Origin of the sequence: Bacteroides sp. NGMCC 1.200775, assembly GCF_040798045.1 — a bacterium.
In the GTDB taxonomy this organism is placed as follows: Bacteria; Bacteroidota; Bacteroidia; order Bacteroidales; family Bacteroidaceae; genus Bacteroides; species Bacteroides hominis.
Map to the genome: position 1 here is coordinate 295,010 of NZ_JASCQK010000004.1, position 20,535 is coordinate 315,544.

19 protein-coding genes are annotated in these 20,535 nt (G+C 36.4%); 16 read left to right on the plus strand and 3 right to left on the minus strand.

Going from position 1 to position 20,535, the window contains the following annotated elements; translation table 11 throughout:
• Position 1 precedes the first annotated feature (1 nt).
• Together QK890_RS12980 and QK890_RS12985 are read right to left on the minus strand one after the other, a co-directional pair.
• Positions 2-2,167 carry a S46 family peptidase gene (locus tag QK890_RS12980; RefSeq protein WP_022012469.1) on the minus strand — a complete coding sequence of 722 codons (2,166 nt, stop codon included), beginning with the start codon at positions 2,165-2,167 and terminating at the stop codon, positions 2-4.
• A 41-nt stretch (positions 2,168-2,208) separates the two neighbouring features.
• Positions 2,209-3,447, minus strand: coding sequence for an anaerobic sulfatase-maturation protein (locus QK890_RS12985; RefSeq protein ID WP_032530728.1), 1,239 nt, complete (start codon positions 3,445-3,447; stop codon positions 2,209-2,211).
• A gap of 239 nt (positions 3,448-3,686) precedes the next feature.
• Here QK890_RS12985 and QK890_RS12990 point away from each other — a divergent pair, with 239 nt between their 5' ends.
• The 4 genes from QK890_RS12990 (at position 3,687) to QK890_RS13005 (ending at position 7,583) form a co-directional block, all read left to right on the plus strand.
• Entirely contained in the window at positions 3,687-4,415 is a 729-nt protein-coding gene (locus QK890_RS12990; protein ID WP_367627377.1) for a DUF4369 domain-containing protein, read from the plus strand.
• Positions 4,416-4,457: 42 nt separating this feature from the next.
• Positions 4,458-6,221, plus strand: coding sequence for a tetratricopeptide repeat protein (locus QK890_RS12995; protein WP_296026621.1), 1,764 nt, complete (start codon positions 4,458-4,460; stop codon positions 6,219-6,221).
• A gap of 166 nt (positions 6,222-6,387) precedes the next feature.
• Complete coding sequence (locus tag QK890_RS13000; protein WP_005807425.1) at positions 6,388-6,780, plus strand: DUF3244 domain-containing protein; 393 nt, start codon at positions 6,388-6,390, stop codon at positions 6,778-6,780.
• 8 nt (positions 6,781-6,788) lie between these two features.
• Positions 6,789-7,583: a hypothetical protein gene (locus QK890_RS13005; protein ID WP_220575835.1), complete on the plus strand. Its 795-nt coding sequence runs from the start codon at positions 6,789-6,791 to the stop codon at positions 7,581-7,583.
• 289 nt (positions 7,584-7,872) lie between these two features.
• On the opposite strand, the gene QK890_RS13010 is transcribed toward QK890_RS13005, so the two are convergent.
• On the minus strand, positions 7,873-8,970 hold the full coding sequence (locus QK890_RS13010; RefSeq protein ID WP_220575836.1) for a helix-turn-helix domain-containing protein: 1,098 nt from the start codon (positions 8,968-8,970) through the stop codon (positions 7,873-7,875).
• Positions 8,971-9,199: 229 nt separating this feature from the next.
• Here QK890_RS13010 and QK890_RS13015 point away from each other — a divergent pair, with 229 nt between their 5' ends.
• From QK890_RS13015 to QK890_RS13070, 12 genes are all read left to right on the plus strand, one after another.
• Positions 9,200-9,409, plus strand: coding sequence for an NVEALA domain-containing protein (locus tag QK890_RS13015; RefSeq protein WP_080714153.1), 210 nt, complete (start codon positions 9,200-9,202; stop codon positions 9,407-9,409).
• Positions 9,410-9,417: 8 nt separating this feature from the next.
• Positions 9,418-10,479 (plus strand): TolB-like 6-bladed beta-propeller domain-containing protein, encoded by a 1,062-nt coding sequence (locus QK890_RS13020; RefSeq protein WP_122330525.1) that lies wholly within the window; start codon positions 9,418-9,420, stop codon positions 10,477-10,479.
• Between the two features lie 231 nt (positions 10,480-10,710).
• The gene (locus QK890_RS13025; RefSeq protein ID WP_032529686.1) at positions 10,711-10,980 is read left to right on the plus strand and encodes an NVEALA domain-containing protein; all 270 of its coding nucleotides are present in this window, start codon (positions 10,711-10,713) and stop codon (positions 10,978-10,980) included.
• 89 nt (positions 10,981-11,069) lie between these two features.
• Positions 11,070-12,197, plus strand: a complete 1,128-nt coding sequence (locus tag QK890_RS13030; RefSeq protein WP_215907879.1) for a hypothetical protein — start codon at positions 11,070-11,072, stop codon at positions 12,195-12,197.
• On the plus strand, positions 12,194-12,574 hold the full coding sequence (locus tag QK890_RS13035) for a DUF1573 domain-containing protein (RefSeq protein ID WP_080714500.1): 381 nt from the start codon (positions 12,194-12,196) through the stop codon (positions 12,572-12,574). Before QK890_RS13030 ends, QK890_RS13035 begins: the two co-directional genes overlap by 4 nt.
• A gap of 2 nt (positions 12,575-12,576) precedes the next feature.
• Entirely contained in the window at positions 12,577-13,452 is an 876-nt protein-coding gene (locus tag QK890_RS13040; RefSeq protein WP_032535765.1) for a DUF1573 domain-containing protein, read from the plus strand.
• Positions 13,453-13,593: 141 nt separating this feature from the next.
• Positions 13,594-15,555 carry a transglutaminase domain-containing protein gene (locus tag QK890_RS13045; RefSeq protein WP_188520584.1) on the plus strand — a complete coding sequence of 654 codons (1,962 nt, stop codon included), beginning with the start codon at positions 13,594-13,596 and terminating at the stop codon, positions 15,553-15,555.
• 184 nt (positions 15,556-15,739) lie between these two features.
• A complete protein-coding gene (locus QK890_RS13050) occupies positions 15,740-16,750 on the plus strand; it encodes a BF3164 family lipoprotein (RefSeq protein WP_188520577.1) in 1,011 nt (336 codons plus the stop codon).
• The gene (locus tag QK890_RS13055; RefSeq protein ID WP_165015782.1) at positions 16,747-17,301 is read left to right on the plus strand and encodes a hypothetical protein; all 555 of its coding nucleotides are present in this window, start codon (positions 16,747-16,749) and stop codon (positions 17,299-17,301) included. The genes QK890_RS13050 and QK890_RS13055 overlap by 4 nt, the downstream gene beginning before the upstream one ends.
• 55 nt (positions 17,302-17,356) lie before the next feature.
• Positions 17,357-18,517, plus strand: coding sequence for a DUF4221 family protein (locus tag QK890_RS13060; protein WP_367627378.1), 1,161 nt, complete (start codon positions 17,357-17,359; stop codon positions 18,515-18,517).
• Positions 18,518-18,544: 27 nt separating this feature from the next.
• The gene (locus tag QK890_RS13065; protein ID WP_234215357.1) at positions 18,545-18,874 is read left to right on the plus strand and encodes a hypothetical protein; all 330 of its coding nucleotides are present in this window, start codon (positions 18,545-18,547) and stop codon (positions 18,872-18,874) included.
• A gap of 601 nt (positions 18,875-19,475) precedes the next feature.
• A complete protein-coding gene (locus tag QK890_RS13070) occupies positions 19,476-20,504 on the plus strand; it encodes a BF3164 family lipoprotein (protein ID WP_367627379.1) in 1,029 nt (342 codons plus the stop codon).
• Positions 20,505-20,535: the final 31 nt, after the last annotated feature.

Consider the following 20,535-nt stretch of genomic DNA (forward strand, 5'->3'; position numbering starts at 1 on the left):
ATTATTCAACAATCGTCATTTCGTTAATCAAATGTCCGCATCCTCCCAGTTTTTCAAGGATAAATAGTACATAGCGAATATCCAGATTGATACAGCGTTGCAGGTTGTTATCGAAATTGATGTCGCCACTCAGTGACTCCCAGTTACCATCAAACGCACAGCCAATCAGTTCTCCATTTTCATTCAATACCGGACTTCCGGAGTTACCGCCGGTAATATCGTTAGTAGACAGGAAGCAAACAGGCATTTCACCATTCGGTAATGCGTAGCGTCCGAAGTCCTTTTTCTCAATCAGCTCTTTCAGTTTGGCCGGGACCACGAACTCACGGTCTTCCGGGTTCTCTTTTTCAAGGATTCCATCGGTTGTTGTGTAATATTTATAATATACACCGTCTTTGGGGCTATATGGCTTCACATTTCCGTAAGTCAGTCGGATTGTGAAATTTGCATCGGGATAAGATGGTGTAGGCAATTTCATTTCACCCAATCCACGGATATATGTTTTATGTAATAAAGCCAGTTCTTCCGGCAGTTTGCCCATCTGTGCAGCCAGGTCGGTATATTTATCAAATTTAGCACGTGAGTATTGTGTGGCTATATCTTTTTCGATTGCCTTTACAGTTGGCTTTTTGATAAACTTATCAAAATTAGACTGATTTGCTAAAATTGAAGTATCATACATTGCATCCACGTATGCATTGTAGTCTCCTTTATATTCTTTTTCAATCACCTCGTAGATAGCGGGACGCTGTCCGGCAGGAACCATCTCTGCATAAAGTGGTAGCAAAGCTTTGGCTACTTTACGATCTACTTCGTGGTCGTAATCTTTATTATGGATGTTGTCAAACACCTCTTTTAATACCTTGATGTTAGCCTGAATATTAGAGTCGTTTTTCTGCTCTAACGCTTCTTTCAGTTTATCCATCACCAGATAAGGACTGCCAAATTCAATACCGCCGAAGAATGTTTCGGTCAGGCAGGTCTGCTGATATTTGATCGGAGAGGTTTTTGATACGGCTTCATTGATCTTAGATACAACCTGCATATAGTCAGTGTTATTTTTTTCTTTGGCGAATTGTGCAAATTTTGCTTCCTGGTCTGCTTTCGTGCCTAAAACATTATTATCGATAATGGCTTTGTTCATACCGATAGAATTTTTCCAATAATTGCTGGAACCTGCATATTTGTTGGCATATTGAATACGTACTTTGTCGCTGGCATTCATGGCTTCTTTCAGTACGTCCTGACGGGTGCCGCGGATGCGGATACGGGGAGCATTGCTTGCTTCCATACGCTCTTTCACTTCCGATACAGTGAGGTAACGGCTGGTACTTCCCGGGAATCCCATAATCATTGCATAATCTCCCTCTTTCAGCCCTTTGATAGAAATGTTCAGGTGCTTTTTAGTTTTCAAGGGTACATTGGAAGCATTGTATTCTGTCGGTTCTCCGTTGGCATCGGCGTAGATTCTGAACATTGAGAAGTCACCGGTATGGCGTGGCCACATCCAGTTGTCGGTTTCTCCGCCGAACTTGCCGATTGATGAAGGCGGGGCGGCAACCATGCGTACATCCGGATATACTTTCTTATAAAACATGTAGAATTTGTTTCCGGCATAGAAAGGCAATGCTTGCGGAACGATTCCTTTTTTTCCTTTCAGGTCACTCTTTTCGAACAATTCCTTGGCCAGTTTATTGAGAAAAGCACTGCTGAATGATTCTGTCTCGGTGATTTCTTTTGCAGCGATTTTGGCATTTACGATATTAGTGATGTCTTCTATACGTTCGATAAATGTAAACTTTAACCCCGGTGTAGGCAGCTCTTTGTCTCTTGAGGTTGCCCAAAAGCCATCTGTCAGATAATCGTGTTCAACAGAACTATGTTGTTGGATAGAAGCGTATCCGCAGTGATGGTTAGTTAATATCAATCCTTCCGGTGAAATGATTTCTCCGGTACATCCCCCACCGAAGATACCTACAGCATCTTTCAGTGAAACTCCGTTCGGATTATACAGGTCTTGGGCTTCAAGTTTCAGTCCCTGTTTTTTCATCATATCGATAGAGTGTTGTTCCTGCATCAGTTGCAGTAACCACATACCCTCGTCCGCCTTTGCGGAACAAACGACCAACGCAGTCAGCGCCAGTAAGTAAAGTTTGAGTCTGTTCATTAGTTTATTAAAAAATTAGTATGATTTGTTGCTTTTCTATTTTAATCTATGATCAATTTGTTTCCTTTGATAGCGTCCATCACATTAGCGGGCGGACGTTGGTTTATTAGTTCATTTTTCATAAAGTCCATGTAAGGAGCCACATGTTTGAAGAACTGATGATATCCTTTGCACAGGTAGTTGAGCCCCGGTTCGCCGTTTGCTGTGCGGCTGAAACGATTCTTAGGGCATTCGCCATTGCAGGCAAACAGAAATTCGCATTCCTTGCATTGGGTGGGCAGTGAATTCTGTTTCATTTGTCCGAAAGACGTCTGGCGTTCGCTGTACATCATTTCTACCAGAGTCTGATTGTAAATGTTTCCCAATTTGAATTCCGGAAACACAAAATGGTCACATGAATATACATCGCCATTGAACTCCATTACACCGGCATGTCCGCAAGTTTTTGCCATAGAACAGACACCCGGTTGTTCTCCTACCCAGTTGGCAAGAGTAGAGTCGAAAAGTTGGATATAATAGTTACCTACATCTTCTTTCACCCACTCGTCGAAAAGTGTACAGAGAAAGTTTCCCCATTGTTCAGGAGTAACGGAGAATTCAGCTATTTTTCCATCTTCCCGTTGTGTCAGGGATGCCAGATGGCGTCCGTCTTTATGGGGAAAAATTCGTTCCACTATTGGGGCAAACTGAATATAATGGCAATCTAACTCCTTGAAAAAATGATAAAAGTCGAGCGGATAGTCTGCATTAAAATCATTCACTACCGCCATAGCATTCCATTCTACTCCATGCTTTTTTAAAAGATTGATACCATTCATGACTTTCACAAACGATGGCTTTCCAAGTTTGTTCTTTCGGTATTCGTCGTGAAATTCCTGAGGCCCATCTATCGAAACTCCTACCAACCAATTGTTCTCACGAAAAAAATCGCACCACTCGTCGGTTAGCATGGTACCGTTGGTCTGTATACAGTTGTCTATGCTTCTTCCGCGAGCATATTTCTTTTGCAGTTCCATCGCTTTCTTATAGAAAGAGAGTGGACGCATCAATGTCTCTCCTCCGTGCCAGGTGAAGAGTACCTGCGGCATAGTTTGCGAATTGATGTATTGTTCGATGAACTTTTCGAGTAATTCATCACTCATCACATGTTTGGGATTTTCTTGATAAAGTCTGGACTTTTCCAGATAATAACAATAATCACATGCAAGGTTGCATACAGCCCCTACGGGCTTGAGCATTACGTATAGCGGCTTGGCAAAGGGTGCGTAGGTAGTAGACATTTTCTATATTATACGATTACAATTTTACGGGTTAACGGGCTGACTAATTCAATAACTCATTGACTATTTGTCAACTCCGAAAGTGCAAATTTAGATAAAGTAAATGAAAAATCCGTCCTTATATAGATGTTTATAAGGATTATTAAAGAAAAGAGTCTTACAAGTTTTAAATATTGATAAAATGTTTCATTTGCTTACGAATCCGTTGTACCTTTGTCACCGAAAAAGTTGTGTATCCTATGAATAAAGTATTGCCTTTTTTACTTTTGCTTTTTGTTTTCACTTCTTGTAGCCGTAAGTATAAGATTGAAGGCGCCTCTTCTGTAACCAGCCTGGATGGTAAGATGCTTTTTATTAAAGTGCTTCAGAACGGTGAGTGGCTTAATATTGATTCTGCAGAAGTGATACATGGATTGTTTTCGATGAAAGGCAAAGTGGATTCGGTAGTGATGGCTACACTTTATATTGGCGACGAGAGTATCATGCCTTTGGTAATTGAAAAAGGTAATATTCAAGTTTCAATTACAAATACTGAATTGGTTGCGAAAGGCACCTCCTTGAACAATGCACTTTATGCTTTTATTGATAAAAAGAACTCATTAGATATCCAGATAGAAGAGTTGCAACGTAAAGAGGCACGCATGGTGATGGATGGTGCTGACTTGGCAGATATTCATGAACAACTGACTCACGAAGGTGATTCGTTGATGCAGGATATGAATGGTTTTATCAAAAAATTTATTTCCGATAATTACGAAACGGTTTTAGGTCCAAGTGTATTTATGATGCTTTGCAGTACTTTGCCTTATCCGGTTATGACTCCTCAAATTGAGGACATCATGAAAGATGCTCCTTATTCTTTTAAAAATAATAAATTAGTAAAAGATTTTGTTACAAAAGCGAAATCAAACATGGAGCTGATTGAAGAGCATCAGCGCATGGAACAAAATGCAACTTTAAATCGTTAAACTTTAAGTTTTTTCCGTATTTTTGCGAAAAACTTAATGAAAATGAACACGCACTTACGATTTGGTTATCTTTTTGTTGTTTTATTTGGTCTTTTGGTTGTATCATGTCATTCGACACCGGATACAGTTGTATTATCATTGTCTCAAGCTGAGAGAATAATGGAATCTGATCCGGATAGTGCTATGACTATTTTAAAGCACATCCCAACTCCTGAAAGCCTTCATGGCAGAGCTCAAGCAGATTATAGCCTGCTAATGACTCAGGCTATGGACAAGAATTACATGAAATTTACTTCGGATTCCCTTATTAAATTTGCGGTTGGTTATTATGGATCTTATACTGAAGATATTGTATCCAAAGGAAAAGCTTTCTATTATTATGGAAGAGTGATGGAAAGTCTTGATAAAGTGGAAGACGCTATGAAATTTTATTTGAAGGCGAAAGATGTATTAGGAAATAGCCATGAATATAAATTGTTAGGATTGATGTCTGAGGGAATAGGAAACTTAAATAGAAAACAAAAGCTTTTTGATGCTGCATTAAATGACTTCAGAGCTTCTTTACAATTTTATTCTCAAATACCAGATTCTTTAGGGATTAGTTTTGCTTATAGGAATATCGGTAGGGTATTTCTATATAAGGAACAATTGGATAGTGCATATCACTATTTTGATAAAGCTTTGCATATAGCTGATATTAAAAAATATCCGTCTGCATCCTCGATATTGTTAGAAGTCGGAGTAATACATCGGTCTGCAAATGATTATTTGGGCGCTGAGAATTGTTTTTTATCTTTTATAGAAAGGGAAATTAATAAAGACAACCTGTATTCAGGTTATTTAGCTTTGGGAAACTTATATCTTTATATGAATCGGCTAAAAGAGGCTAAAATGTATTTAGCTTTATGTCTTAAAAGTCCAAATATTATTGTAAAGAGAGATGCTTGTGAATGTTTATATGATTTAGAGAAAGAATTAAATAACTTTGGAGTAGCTATTGGTTATAAAGATATAGCTGACTCTTTACAATCAATAACTCAAGATATTGATATTCGAAATACCATAGCTGATTTGCGGAGTAAATATGATAGTGAAAAATGGCAAAAAGAAAGTTTGCAAGCCAGTATTGAGAAAAAGAATATTCTTTTGACAGGTTCATTTGTAGGCTTTATTGCTATATTAGTCATTATATATATTTATTATAAATATCGAATTAACCAGAAGTTAATCAGAGATATCAGCCAAAGGATTCGTCAGAATGCTACTGAGATAGAGATGTATCAAGAGCAAATACTCAATTATAGAAATTTACAAAAAGAAACATTAAAAGATTATCGAAATCAGATAGGAGAATTGCAAGGAAAAGTGTCTGTGCTTGAGGACCAGAATAAGACATTATCTATTCATTTAGTTGAAAAGAAAGGGAACATACCAGATAGTGACGATAATGATCTTTATGCTATCTACATGCAAGGACTTCGTATACTGCTTATGTTGAGAAAGAAGGAGGATATGGATAATAATCCTGATAAAAAACAACTTTTGGATGGTGATTGGGATAAGTTGTTTCATCTTTCCAATGCTTTACACAATGATTTCATCATGCGTATTAAGAAGGAATTTCCTAATTTGACTAAGCACGATCTTGAAATTTGTTGCTTGCTGAGATTTGGCATTACGCATGATGTTTTGGGGCTCGCTTTTCTAACAACTTCTGAGTCGGTGACAAAAGCTAAAGGACGTTTAAAAAAACGATTAAACTTATCTACATCCGATGATTTGGATGATTTTTTGCGAAAATATTAGTTTTGGCAGATTTGAATTGTCCGGGTATATATCTATGTTTGATTACTTAAATTGTTTATATATAGTATATTATCTTGTATTAACCCTTCCTGTATTTGTCCGGGTAATTTTTTTTGTTATCTTATTCAAATGCACTACATTTGACGAAACCAAAACAATATAGAATATGAAATTGCGTGTTATTTTATCATTAATTATGGTATTGCTCATTGGGCAATCCATATGTGCTATGTCAACTCAAGTCCTCCGTAGACCTATTGTTCTTGATGGTGAATTGATTGATAATGGAACTCGTTCCTTAAAGCCATCCATTCCTATTTCTGCAGATATTGATGGTACTATTTTATCTATTGAGTTTATAGAAGCTATAGGTAATGTAGATATTGCAGTGAAAGAAATTACTGATGCTAAAAAAGAAGTTTATTCGTCTTCTATGGATGTAACAGCTGCCGGTCAGGTTACTTCGTTCTCTATTGCTGATTTAACTCCGGGAACTTATGTGCTTGAATTTACCAATGCAGCTGGTGGGTATGTATATGGACAGTTTATTGTAGAATAGTTGTTATAATGAAGAGAATTTTATTATCAACATGCGACAGAACGTATACGCAATTAGGTAATCAGGAAGCCTTGGTTTCCTTATTGAAAGGTGCGGGGTATGACGTGAACTATACATCGGAAGTAAGTGAACAAGAGTGGGGTAATTATCCTTTGATTATCGCTTTTAAAGATGAGGAGTATGTTCGTATTAAAGAAATGAATTTACAAAATAATTTGTTGTCAGTCAATGAATTAATGGGTGATACTTGTTTGTTGCCCTCTCGTGACAGATGGACGAATAATGTGAATGATAATGAGAAGAAATCTATTTTGATTTGGGTTAATGAGTTTCATTCTATATTGAGGATCTTAGCTCTGTTGAAAGGATATTCCACGTGGAGTACTGCGTCTGTAGTCGATTTGAAATTACGTGATTTCACTCGGGTTGTACAAACCTTCCAAGCGCAGCTATGCCAGACCTCCGAAGTGATGGAGCATGCTTCGAAAGCTGATTTAATCATAAGTGATGGACTTTTCGCTGCTCAAGCTGTTTTAAATCATAAGCCTGTGATTATTGTTGACTCTTATGGTTGGAATGGTTTAGTTACTGATGCTACGTTTATGAGTCAATATGTTGCCGGTTTTACTGCAAAACCTGTTCAGAGTGATAGAGGGTATTTCCCATTATATGATTTATCTATTGCGATAAATAAGGCATTTGAAATGGAGCAGTCTGAGTTGAAAAGTTGCTCTAATAAACTCCTACAGGAGAATGAGCATATGTGTGAGAAGATTCTAAGAGTAGTTTCATCTCGGTGTTAACATTGATGTAGCACTGGATTGGGACTTGTTTTTTTATATAGTACTATCATATGTTTTTAGTTTAATTGTTTAATACTTAAATGGTTGCTGTGTGCGGGGTGCGTGATGTATCTCGCACATTTTTTATTCTGTGTGCTTTTAGGGTTCTTATGGAGAGGAAGAAATTAATAAGATAGTATACAAGAAGTTAACATCGTAATTTTACGAAGTTAACTTCTTGCAATTACGAAGTTAACTTCTTGCAATTACGATGTTAACTTCGTAAAGTTACAATGTTAACTTCCTGTTTTTATGTGGTTTTGTCATCTACCAATATATAACATTCTTCGTTTTTTTTATCTGTTATGATCGTATATTTGCTGCCTATTTCTTCCAAAATTCTTTTTAATTTGTTGATGGCACTTGTCATATTATTGGTTGGATCAGCATTTTGAGGCCAGAATTCTTTCTTTAAATCACTTTTATTTATTCTGTAATTTGGACTGTTTAAGAAAAAAGTTAATATTTTTTGTTGCTGATTAGGCATTTTGATCGGATGGTTGTTGAATAAGACAAAATCTTTTTCAAAAACAAATTGATCCTTTAATGATAACTCTTCTTTTATGGTAGAATTAGTTTGCTTTTCTGTTTCTACACTACTGCCGACTGGTATGGTTTCGATGATATGAGGTGCAGGCTCTGCTGTATCGGCTGCTGGTACTGATGTCTTTTTTCGATACTTTCTATGATACCGTATAAACAGAATGATGATGTAGATGAGAATCAGTTCCACTATTAAATTGATGTAGATATTGGTTTTAGGCATTCGCTTCCACAAAGTTGAGAAATTATAGTCGATATACATAATGTAATCTACATTGACAATTTCATTTTCTAAACGATAGATAATCGTTTCTGCATTGTGGGGGATACTACTTGGGGGCTGACTCCATATTTCTCTCTGTAAATGTTTGGAGACAATGATTGCGGTGTTGACATATCCCTTTATATCATTTTTATTTAAGTTTTTAATTATTAAGTTCTGTATGTCAGTACTCTGTAAACTGTCCATCATAAGTAAGCCTAATTGGCGGGCTAAGAATATTTCGGTATCGATATCTTGAATTTTATGTTGATAGGTAAATAGCGTATCTTTTGAACAAAAAGTACGAGTTTCGTATGTTCCTATTTTCTTAGGTGAATTGCTAAGTCCATTCAAAGGTAAATCCTTGCATTTTTGTGCAATGTTGTTAATTACCGCTTCTTTTAAAATATTTTCGACTTGTGGCTTGAATGTTTCTTTTTCTTTTTGAATAAGGGAGTGGATGATTGTATAGGTTGAGACCCCTATAGCAATCATAATGAATAGTATAATGACTCCGATTATTAAAAATATTCTTTTATTCATATTGCCATATCTTGTGTTGGTGCTGCAAAGTTACTTTAAAAGTTTTAATTTTCCGTCTTATTTGTTGAATTAATAATAAAATCAATTGCTACCTTATTAGAACTTAATATATTGATATTTAGACGTCATTTAATAAAATGACGTTATCAATAAAAGTGTTGACGTAGAATGTTTGCATGCTTCTACTCGCTCGCTTATCTTTGCTGATATTTATTAATTTATTGGTAAAATGAAAATAAAGATTTTGGCAGTATTGGCCGTTGTTACAGTAGTTGTAGTTTCTATGTTTATAAGAGAAAAGCGAAAAGATTCTTCATCTTTAGTAATGATGAATATAGAGGCATTGGCGACAGGTGAAGGGACTTCACCCGCTATATGTTTTGGATATGGTTCAGTGGTTTGTCCCAATGATGGATCTAAAGTATTATATTACTATTAATAAACCTTATGAAACACTATCTGACATTTCTCGTTCTTTTGGTAATATTTACCGGGTGCACTTCGGATTTGCCAAAAGATCGAGTGTTGTATGCTTCTTTCCCTAAGGAAGAGACACTACACTCCAAGGTCATTCAGCTTGATTCAGTTTATATGCGTTATCCGTTTCGGATTCATGTGTCCGGTGATCAGGCGGTCGTTTTGGATTTACATGGTAGTGATGTGTATTGTCATCTTTTTCATTACCCTGATTTCCACTATCTGTCTTCGTTTGGCAGGCGGGGAGACTCACCGGAAGAGATGCTTTCAGTAGAAACAGTGAAATGTATAGATGGTTCGTATTGGACTTTAGATGCCAACAAAGGCGAGTTAACTAGGTTTGAGTTTGTTTCGGATAGAGATTCGCTTCTGCGTGCAGAAGCGATCTCTTTCGATAAAGACAGCATTCTGCGTGCTCTCGATTTTGTTGCATTCAATGATACTACTTTTCTAATTCCCGACTATTCGGGAGATAGTCGTTTTTGCTGGGTGAACCGGCAGGGAAAGTTCTTGAAGAAAAGTGGAACAATTCCTTCTTCCAATGAAGAAGCCTTGAAGGAAGCTCGTCCGGCTTTGGCACAAGCTTGGCGTAGTTTTATCGACTACAATCCTCACAATGGTGTGTTGATTGCCGCTACTCAATTAGGAGAGATTCTTGAAATTTATAATCTTCAAAATGGTTCTCATAAAGTCTGTCAAGGTCCAAAAGGAGAGCCGGAATTTAAGTTGGCAGGTGGCTATGCAATTCCTGACGGGATCATGGGATTCTCGGATGTACAGGTTACAGATGATGCTATTTACGCTATTTTTCATGGACGCACATTTAAAGAGATCATGGCGCAACACCAGAAGGAAGGAAGAGCTACAGATGGTGGACAGTATATTTATGTATTTAATCTTGAGGGTGAACCTTTGTGTAAATACACCTTAGATCGTTATATCACAGGTTTCCATGTAGATGAAAAAAATAAGACTATTACAGCGACAGATGTTAATAATGACCAGCCCATTGTGGAGTTCCGCTTTAGTTAAGGTCAAGTGTAACAGGTTCGAAAAGGAGCGGGTAAAGCCGACTTGTCGATAGGGAAGCTATTTCTCCGCTCCTGACAACCTTTAGAAAAGGAGGTTTAACAGGCACAAATATAATAAAAAACTGATGGAAAACATAAATGAAGCATTTAGATTTTCTGCTGGAGGGAGCTGGCTCTTCCAAGAAAGGAGACAGAAATATACAAAACTACGTTAGTAAAAATGAATATATATATGAAAAAGAGAGTTTATGTGGCATTGAGTATTGCTATTGTTATTATGTCTGCTGGTTATAACATTTATCAGAACCAAAAAGCTGAAACAACCTTGTCTGATTTGACTTTAGCTAATGTAGAGGCTTTGGCCGATACAGGTGAAGGAGGTGGTGAAACCGTTAAATGTTATTGTAGGGCTTCAGATGGCAGATATGTTTGCTCCGCTCTTGGGAACCTGGCTTATTGTGGAGCTGATCCTTGTTCTAATCATGATGGAAATTGTCGTTAAACAAGTAGGTTAATAATGAACTAAGATTCATATGTGATAGTAAAAACATATGAATCTTAGTCTTTGAAATAAAGTTATTGGTTTATATTATGAAAAAAATAGCATTCTTGTTGCTTATTTGTTTTTTGTTTGCATGTAGTCGTCAAGCAAAGAATATTCCTCATTCTGGAGAGAGCCTGTTAAATAAGAAAATATATTTGGATTCGGTAATTGTTGATGCCAGTTATACCAGTGGTTGGGGAAATTTTTATTTAGTTGACTCTATTATTACGTTTGCTGATACATATTATTCTAAATTTTATGATTATAAGGCTAATTCTGGTGATTTTGTTGCTGAACATTTTAGAAAAGGCAATGGCCCTGGAGAATTAAATGAATTTATGTTTGCTTATCCTATTCGAAATAAAAAGGATCAGTGTTTAATTGTTGATAATTCAATAATGCTTCATTCCTTTAAACAACAGGATTATGAATTATTTCATCATGGACGAATTAATTTCGGTTGGAATGGAGTATGTAAAGATTATGACTCTCCGAGAGCTTATAATATGATGTATTTAACTGACTATGGAGTTGATTTCTACTATCTAAATGACTCTATTATAATTTTTCCTGTAAACTTAATAGATCGTTTCGTTTCGGAGAAAGAGATAGAATCAGATCGTTATGATAAATTGCACATTTTTGGGGAATTGAACGTAAATACTATGATGGTTGAACGTGTCACGGGAAAAATGCCGGAAATTTATCACGAAAAACCTATTCCGAATTTTGAATCTTTTCGTTTTGCAATGAGAGGAGATACTGTATATGTAAATCATTATGTGGATTCGTTGATTTATGTTTATTTGTATCCGGATGAACTTATTTATACTATGGGGTTTGAAGGTAGAGATGTTGATCGTAATTATACGCAAACAACAGAACTTGACGAGGGGAAGACATTTATGAAAGATTATAAGACTGTTGGTTCAAGTGCTGGATTAGATTATGTACCTGAAACTAATATGTTGATTCGAACTTATGTGAAAGAGAGAATTATAAGAAAAACAGGAGTGCAGTTGTATCAAAACTCAAATATGTTGGCTGATATAGATGTACCCAATTACTTTATGTTTCTTGGATACAATAACGGCTGGTACTATGGAGTACGTAAATTACCTTTAGAAACAGAGAATGATATACGTTTTGTTTTTTATAAATTCCGAATAGAATGAAAACTTTTTCATGTTTTATCACTTTTTTATTTGTGAATATCTGTATATGTTTTGGTCAGAAAAGTAAAGATGAGGTTATTTTTAATAAAAGAAGAGTTGACGTTGGCACTATTATGAATGACACATTACTGAAATGTTCTTTCAAATTTACCAATGTTAGTTCTCATGATATAAAAGTAAATAAAATCTATCGGTCTTGTAATTGCACTAAAGTTTTTGTTACAGATTCTTTACTGAGAACAGGAGAGTCATCTTATATATATATGATTGTAGATACATCTAGTAAAAATGGATATTTTGAGGTTGCTTCTGTGGTTCAGTTGAATACTTTACAAGAAAATTATGCATTAAAGGTGGTAGGGAATAAAAAAGATTAGAAATGAAATATTATAACATATTGTTGTTGATTTCGCTTGTATTAGGGGTATGTTCATGTAAAAATCAAAATGTAGAAAGAAATCTTTTTATAGTTAAGGATTTGGTGGGCCAAAATCTTATACTTCCCGATAGTTTAGTGTTTTTTAATATGGATGGTCAAAATATAGATGTTACAATTCCAAAAACTAAATATAGGATTGTAATGTATGTGGATTCTATTGGTTGTATTAGCTGTAAATTAAAGTTAGCTAAATGGAAACAATTTATTGTCGATGTTGATAGCCTGTCCGAAAAAAACACTTCTTTTCTTTTTATTTTTTATCCTAAAATGAAGAAAGATATTTTTTATGCACTTAAAAATGATAATTTTACTTATCCAATCTGTTTGGATTTGGAAAATACATTTTATGATACCAATAAAATTCCTGGTGATATGATGCTTCAGACATTTCTACTTGATGAAGATAATAAAATTGTAGCAATAGGTAACCCCATTCATAATTCTAAAATTAAAGATTTATTTTTGAATATAATTTCCGGCGGCCAATTTCATCCAGATGAAAAATGTCCTCAAACAGAGGTGAAGATAGATGCTTTGTCTATGGATTTGGGTATGTTTGATTGGAAGAAAGAACAAAAATGTATTTTTACTATACAGAATACCGGTAAGAATCTATTAGTGATTGATGATATCAACACTTCGTGCGGATGTACTACCGTAGAGTATTCAAAAGAACCGGTTCAATCAGGAAAATCGATAGATATAGCGGTAACTTATAAAGCTGAGCATCCGGAGCATTTTAACAAAACAATCACGGTTTATTGCAATTCGGAATCTTCGCCTTTGCAACTGAAGATAAAAGGAGACGCTAAATAAAGGTAAAAATATTGCCGGCTGACGATCGGGTTGTGGTGGACAAATAACCAAGGGGGGCGATTTTGTTCAATGGTTTATTTCTAGGAGTAGTTGGTAAACTTGCTGCAATTCATTGTAAGCCGGCTTTTTATGAAACATAGTATGATTGGGGTATCAGGAAAGAAGAAAATTATGATGAAGACCTATTTGCTTTGCGGATTATTGGGTGCTGTTGTCTGCTGTTCTTGTACGGAGAACAAGCGGCTGAAGTATGCTTTGGAGTTTGCCGGAGAGAATAGGGGAGAACTTGAGAAAGTTTTGGAACACTATAAGGATAGCGGGCTGAAACAGGATGCCGCACGATTTCTGATTGAAAATATGCCTCGTTATTTTAGTTATGAGGGGTGGCAGTTGGATACTTTAAAAGCAATTCATGCGGCTACAGTACATACGGATGGTTGGGTAAATAAGGAAGCTCGTAAAAAGTGGGAGCATTTCTCTTATCGGACTTTAAAAAGGGTATATGATGCTAAGGTAATTAGAGCTGAGTTCCTGATTCATCACATTGATCAAGCATTTGAGGTTTGGGAAAAACGACCTTGGAATAAATATTTGCCGTTTGATGATTTTTGCGAGTTGATTTTACCGTATCGGGTCGGGGATGAACCTTTAGAGGAGTGGCGTAGTTGGTATAAAGAGCGTTATGAATCTATATTGGATTCGCTCTACCAAGGGACAGATGTTGTGGAAGCTACTGATTGTTTGGGAACCTATTTGCGTCAGGAAAAAGATTTCAGGTATAGTGTCGAGCTGGAACTACCGCATCTGGGTGCAGGATTTTTGCTGGCCAATAGGGTTGGAAGTTGTGAGGCTTCTTGTGATTTTACGGTTTATGTCTTACGTGCTCTGGGTATTCCCGCCGCTACAGACATTTATCATTATGGTCCCGGGAAAGGGGCCGGACATGTCTGGAATGTATTGAGGGATACAACAGGGGGATATGTACCTTTCTGGTTTATTCAGACTAAAGTGGAACGGGGAGGAAATGATAAACGTGAAAAAGGGAAGGTGTACAGGCAATGCTTTGGAGCGCAGCAGGAAAAGATATCGGGTATCCGGCGTGATCAGTCGGTTCCGTTCCCACTGAAAGATCCGTATCTGAAAGATGTGACTGATGATTATTTTCCGGCAAACCAGGTTGAAATCGAAATTGATTCTCAGGTTAACAAGAAATACATTTGTTTAGGCGTGTTTACGTTGGAAGGGTGTATGCCAATAGATATTACATTGCAGAAAGGAAACAAAGCTACATTTACAAATGTGGAACCGGGCATTTTGTTTCAACCACTTTATTTTAATGGCCTTAAGTGGGTAGCGGCCGGATACCCTTTTCTTGTGGATGAAAAGGGAGAGGTGAAGTATCATAAGCCTGATTTTTCCAAAAAAGAAAGTATGGATCTGAATCGTAAATTCTTGCTACGGCAATATCTGAAAGATTATCTCAGTGCTGTGGTGGGAAGTAAGATAGAAGGGGCTAATCATTTGGACTTCTCGGATGCTTGCCTGCTGTATCAGATAGTAGATACTCCTAAGGTAAGCTATCAGGCAGCTTATCCGCCATCGGAAAAGAAGTATCGGTATATTCGTTACACATCACCTCCCGATAAGCCACTTCAACTGGCTGAACTACAGTTGTTCCGAAATTCAGATGATCAAGAGAAGCTTTCTGCGAAAGTTGTTGGTGGCAGTCATACTTTTATTGCGGATGACCGGTTCGATAGTTTAAAAGTGAATGATGGCGATGGGCTGACTTTTTTTCTCACCAAAGAAAAAGGAGCTTTTGTGACACTTGATTTAGGGAAAACAGAAAAGATTGGAAAGATTGTCTATATGCCTCGTAACGATGATAACTTTATTCGGTTAGGAGATCAGTATGAGTTGTATTATCAGGATGGATTTAATGGTTGGATCTCGTTGGGTAAGCAAGTGGCTACAGAATTAACATTGCATTATGATAATATTCCCCAAAATGCAGTGCTTTGGCTCCGAAATTTATCAAGAGGAAAAGAGGAAACTGTATTTCGGAACGAGGCAGGTCGGCAGGTTTTCTTTGTGAAGTGGTAGAAAGATGAAAATATCAGACCATAAAAAGAAAGCTATGTTGATTTTCTTTGTCGGGTATGATACAAATGCTCAAATGACCTGAATTTACTGCTTTTTGACCTGTAATTGTCCCTTAAAGCCCTTTTTTTTCTCAAACTTTGTGGCGTAAAGCTGACATAAAAGTTTGATTATCATGAAAAAAAGATTGAGAGTTCGTGGAATTTTATGGGGGATTTTATTGATAGCTGTATCAAGTTGTATAGAATCTGATAGGATTATGCATTATGCTCAATTTGAGCATACCATAAATTTGAAATCCGGTAGAGTACAGGTTCCTTCGGTGTTATTGTATCCACGGAGTTTAGTTTTATGTGATAGTAATCTGATAGTATTCAATGAAAAAATGGATACTATGTTTCAATGCTTCCATTTGCCGGATTTGACTTTTCAATATAGTTTTGGAACACAGGGGCAGGGACCGAATGATTTCGTTCTCCCTTCTATTACCCCTGTGAAATATCAAAAGAATGGATTTGTCATGTTAGACGGAATTAACCTGAAACATATTAGTGTTGAGAAAGATAAAGCTACCGTACAGACTTCGACTTTAAATTATGGATTTAATTGTTTTAATGACTTGATAAGTATTTCCGATAGCAGCTACTGTTGTAATGGCGGCTTTGAGAATGAAAAAGAATTTAGGTTTCTTTATCCTGACGGAAATCATGAATCATGGGGAGAATATCCCGAAACAGAGGAACGTTTCGGATCTGTTTTGGGCAGGAATCAAGCGTATATAAAGATGACCGTCGCCAAGCCTGATAAGAGTTGTTTCGTTTCGTTCTACCAACATATACGCCGTTTCAGAATTTATGGCCAGGATGGAAAACTAAAAAGAGATGTAATTTTAGATCTTTTCCCGGGACAGGAATGTCCGGAGGTAGATGATAATATGAGGCTTATACATCCTATATGTGTGTACACGACGGATAATTACATTTATACGCTAAATCTGGATATGACAACAGAAGATGTAGAGGATAGGAAAACAACCCCTAATATTCAAGTCTTTGATTGGGAAGGGAAACCACTCATACAATATAAACTCGACTGTTTTATTAACACTTTTGCTGTTGATGAAGTTGCACATAAGATTTATGGCGTTTTTGTGGAGGACGAAGATCATATTTATGTATTCAATTTACCCCAGTTATGAAATTGACAGCCTTGCTTCTTTTAAGTTTTTTATTTTGTGCTCAGGTTGTTGCGCAAGTTTCTCAACCCCACGGAGATCTTTTGCGTGGTGAGACGTATGTGATTGAAGTGCCTAAAGGATGGAATCGCCCTTCTGCTGTGCGTTCCTGTGATGAACCTTTGAGGCGTAGAAGAGAAGGGTATGAAACGACAAAGTTTATGAGGGTATATTCTAAGCGTAAAGATCGTTGTGGTTCTGTTTTGACTATTATAGAAGTACAAAACTGTAAATGTTATCAGGAAATATTTGAGAGAGACAGTGTTTCGGCATTAGCAGATGCTACTCGGGTAAAGGTTATATATAGATCGATTAATGGTAGAAAAAAGATGATTGTCTCTTCTTATAAAGCCGATCGCCATCCGGAAACTAATGAATTATCAGCGCTACAGAAAGTCGAATGGTATTTGCAAGGGAATAAATGCGTGTATTATATTAGTTTCTCATCCTGTTCTATGTTTCTGGAGTTACTTCCACAGGTCAAAGGGATTGTAGCATCGTTAAAGGAAATCTGAGCGGAATTGATAATTTAGTATAGTATAAATATAGCATTTTATTGGTATTATGATAATGATTAGGAGTTTTGTATTTGTAGTTTTATTGGGGATAGTTGTAGGTTCTTGTCAGCAGGATAAGAAAACTGTAATTCATAGAACTGATGATTATACATTAGTAGCGAATGAAGATAAATGTTTTCCGTTGGACAGTGAAACGGTTCAATTATCAGATTATTTACAATTGATCTATATGGATGGAAAACTGGTTTTTTCGTTTATAAATAACTATGATAACTCGATTGTACTGTATGATTACGGGACTGTGAAAAATATGGGTAAGATTAAGTTTGAGCAGGAGGGCTCGAATGGAGTTGGCAGTATTACTTCATACTTGTTTTTGAATAAAGATTCGATTTATTTGTATGATAGGATGACACGTTATCTGTACCTGACGAATGATAGTAGTCATGTGAAAGATAAGAAACGAATAGACATTGTCAGACGTTTGAAAGGAGATTCCATTTTTGCACCTTCTGAATTGTTTCCGCGTACAAATTCTCCTATTTTAAAAATAGGTGATGAATTGTTGTTGTCCGGAACTCTTTTTTATGAATTTGAGGGTGAGAATGATTCAAATCGTCCTGTGATGGCTTTCTATAATTTGCAGAAGAACACTATTAGGTATTCTGATAGTTATCCATCTATGTATCATTCGGGAAATTGGGGAGGAAGTTTTACATATCGTTTCCCTTATTATACCTTGTCTCCTAATAATGAACTGGTTATTAGTTTTGCTGCCGATCATAATATAAGAGTACATCATGTAGACTCACTGCAATATCATGAGTTTTATACCGGAACTAAAGAAGATATCGTTATTGAACCAGTTGAGAAAAGTCTTGATTTCGAACATTTTTCTCCAGAAGCCGATAGAGATCACTATGTCCATAGTTTGAATTATGGATGCATTCACTATGACTCATATAGAGAGGTTTACTATCGTTTGGCAGGACATCCAGACAGTAGTATTGATCCTAAAGAGGGGGTGCTGCGCAAACCAATGTCAGTGACTATTTTAGATAAGAACTTTCAAATTGTGGGAGAAACAATGTTACCCCAAGAACTTTATTTATTAAATCAATGTTTTGTCGGTCCGGATGGATTTCACATTCAAGTGGAGTCAGAGGATGATGATATAATGCGTTTTAAAACATTTGGACTATTAAAATTATGAGGAAACTGGATATCGTATGGAAATATTGTGATTATATCTAATGTGGGCTGTGGTGGATGTATTTCGGGGTCAGAGGCTTTTTTGAAAAGGAATACAAATGATAGTATCTTTTTTGTTTTTACGAATATTTCATCTTTGAAAGCACTGCGTTTAAGAATGGGGGATAAGCTTCAGCAGAAAAATGTATATGTGGACGAAAATAATGATTTCTTGTTTAACGATGAGCGGATTGATAGTTATCCTGTAGTATTGCAGGTTAGCAATCCTAAAAAAGTAGAGTGGGATTTTGGGGATCCAGGGAACAGTTTTGAACAAACTATCCATATCCACAACGAAGATTATTCTAAAATGATATAGAAAATATTCCTTTATTAACACGCTTATAATAAGAATATTACGTCTTTATTCTGCACCGTTATCTAAGCCCGTGTACCCGGGCTTGTGAGCCTGTGTACCCGGGCTTATGGTCCCGCATACCTGGGCTCATGGGCACAGGTATGCGGGACGGGATAAAGAAAAGACCATTTTCACTAAAGATAGCAAGAAAAACAAAATACAATAATAGACATAAATAGATAAAAAACCAACTATATGTATGTGCATATCAGATATTTATAGCTTATTTATCCCTTAAAAACGGAGGTGGAAGATGGAAGATGGAGGTGGAAGATAAATGGCTTAAAAACACGATCTTCCACCATGCTATTATATTGATTATTAATAAATTAAACTTAAAAAGGTGGAAGATGGAAGATCGAAATGCGTTTTTTGTAGGAAAGTGTCTTTTCACCCAGGATTGCACAATACGGAAACCTTCTTAATCTTTTGTTTCAATCATTTTTAAACAGGATCTAAAACATTTGGTAATGTTTTTACGAATAAGATGTGTTTATAATTTAAAATGTATTATTTTTGCGAGTATAGAAAAAATATCATAATATGTAGCCTTGACTAATATATGTGGAAGAAGTTGTTATTGTATGTTTGTTTAATAACTATTTTGTGTTCTTGTCAGAAACAACATAGTGCTTATGCACCTCCTACGTTTCCGGAAGTAAAGAACATACATGCTCATCGTTTGTCGGACGAACTGTTGATCAGCTATCCTTTGGATATGGCTGTTAGTGAGAACTATATCTTTATATTGGCTTTGGTTGATAATACATGGTTGCAAGTATATGATAAGAGCACAGGCCAATTGCTTGGAAGTTTTGTAAGAAGGGGACAGGGACCGGGTGAAGTGACTACTGCAAACATGTGCTATTATGATGCACGTGAAAAGAAAATTTCGGTGTATGATGAATCTTCTATGAAGTTATTGACTTATCAGTTTGATAAAGGGGATGATAATTGGGGAACATTGATAGAAGAACAGCCTTTTTATAATTTAGGAGCTACAGTACGCCGGGTGTGGGGACTTCGGGATGATAAATTTCTGGTGGATGGTCAGTTGGGAACAAAGTCGGATCAGCAAAAACGTTTTCAGATGCTGGCAGATGCCGAAGTGGTGGCTGATTACAGTGATTTTCCTATAGATACTCCGGAAGAACGTGCCGTTTGGTCATCGCCTGCAATTGCGGTATCTCCGGATTGTAAAAAAATGGTTGTAGGAACTTTATATGGAGGAGTCCTTGAATTATTTGATTTATCAAAAAGCATAGAATTAAAAGCTATCCGAAAATTTTATCCTCCGGTTGTGCAATATTTATCCGGAACTATCCAAAACACAAAGGAGACTGTTTGGGGCTTCTCTGCGTTATGTGCCACGGATGAAAAGGTTTATAGTGTATTTATAGGTGACAAGAATCCCAATTTATTCAATAACTTATCTGTTTTTGATTGGGACGGCCGGGAATTAATCAAATATAATACTGATTGCCTCATTCTGAGAATTTGTGCTTCAATCCGGGAACCTAATAAACTTTATGGGATTGCTTTTTCTAAAACCCGGGAATTTTATTTGGTCTCTTTTACTTTCGATTCTTGACGGGAGATCGTATTAAAATATATATGTAGAT

What these genes read in the sequence shown, in the direction of transcription:
- QK890_RS12980 (WP_022012469.1), bottom strand. Translation starts at nt 2,167, where the DNA reads ATGAACAGACTCAAACTTTACTTACTGGCGCTGACTGCGTTGGTCGTT.
- QK890_RS12985 (WP_032530728.1), bottom strand. Translation starts at nt 3,447, where the DNA reads ATGTCTACTACCTACGCACCCTTTGCCAAGCCGCTATACGTAATGCTC.
- QK890_RS12990 (WP_367627377.1), top strand. Translation starts at nt 3,687, where the DNA reads ATGAATAAAGTATTGCCTTTTTTACTTTTGCTTTTTGTTTTCACTTCT.
- QK890_RS12995 (WP_296026621.1), top strand. Translation starts at nt 4,458, where the DNA reads ATGAACACGCACTTACGATTTGGTTATCTTTTTGTTGTTTTATTTGGT.
- QK890_RS13000 (WP_005807425.1), top strand. Translation starts at nt 6,388, where the DNA reads ATGAAATTGCGTGTTATTTTATCATTAATTATGGTATTGCTCATTGGG.
- QK890_RS13005 (WP_220575835.1), top strand. Translation starts at nt 6,789, where the DNA reads ATGAAGAGAATTTTATTATCAACATGCGACAGAACGTATACGCAATTA.
- QK890_RS13010 (WP_220575836.1), bottom strand. Translation starts at nt 8,970, where the DNA reads ATGAATAAAAGAATATTTTTAATAATCGGAGTCATTATACTATTCATT.
- QK890_RS13015 (WP_080714153.1), top strand. Translation starts at nt 9,200, where the DNA reads ATGAAAATAAAGATTTTGGCAGTATTGGCCGTTGTTACAGTAGTTGTA.
- QK890_RS13020 (WP_122330525.1), top strand. Translation starts at nt 9,418, where the DNA reads ATGAAACACTATCTGACATTTCTCGTTCTTTTGGTAATATTTACCGGG.
- QK890_RS13025 (WP_032529686.1), top strand. Translation starts at nt 10,711, where the DNA reads ATGAAAAAGAGAGTTTATGTGGCATTGAGTATTGCTATTGTTATTATG.
- QK890_RS13030 (WP_215907879.1), top strand. Translation starts at nt 11,070, where the DNA reads ATGAAAAAAATAGCATTCTTGTTGCTTATTTGTTTTTTGTTTGCATGT.
- QK890_RS13035 (WP_080714500.1), top strand. Translation starts at nt 12,194, where the DNA reads ATGAAAACTTTTTCATGTTTTATCACTTTTTTATTTGTGAATATCTGT.
- QK890_RS13040 (WP_032535765.1), top strand. Translation starts at nt 12,577, where the DNA reads ATGAAATATTATAACATATTGTTGTTGATTTCGCTTGTATTAGGGGTA.
- QK890_RS13045 (WP_188520584.1), top strand. Translation starts at nt 13,594, where the DNA reads ATGATTGGGGTATCAGGAAAGAAGAAAATTATGATGAAGACCTATTTG.
- QK890_RS13055 (WP_165015782.1), top strand. Translation starts at nt 16,747, where the DNA reads ATGAAATTGACAGCCTTGCTTCTTTTAAGTTTTTTATTTTGTGCTCAG.
- QK890_RS13060 (WP_367627378.1), top strand. Translation starts at nt 17,357, where the DNA reads ATGATTAGGAGTTTTGTATTTGTAGTTTTATTGGGGATAGTTGTAGGT.
- QK890_RS13070 (WP_367627379.1), top strand. Translation starts at nt 19,476, where the DNA reads ATGTGGAAGAAGTTGTTATTGTATGTTTGTTTAATAACTATTTTGTGT.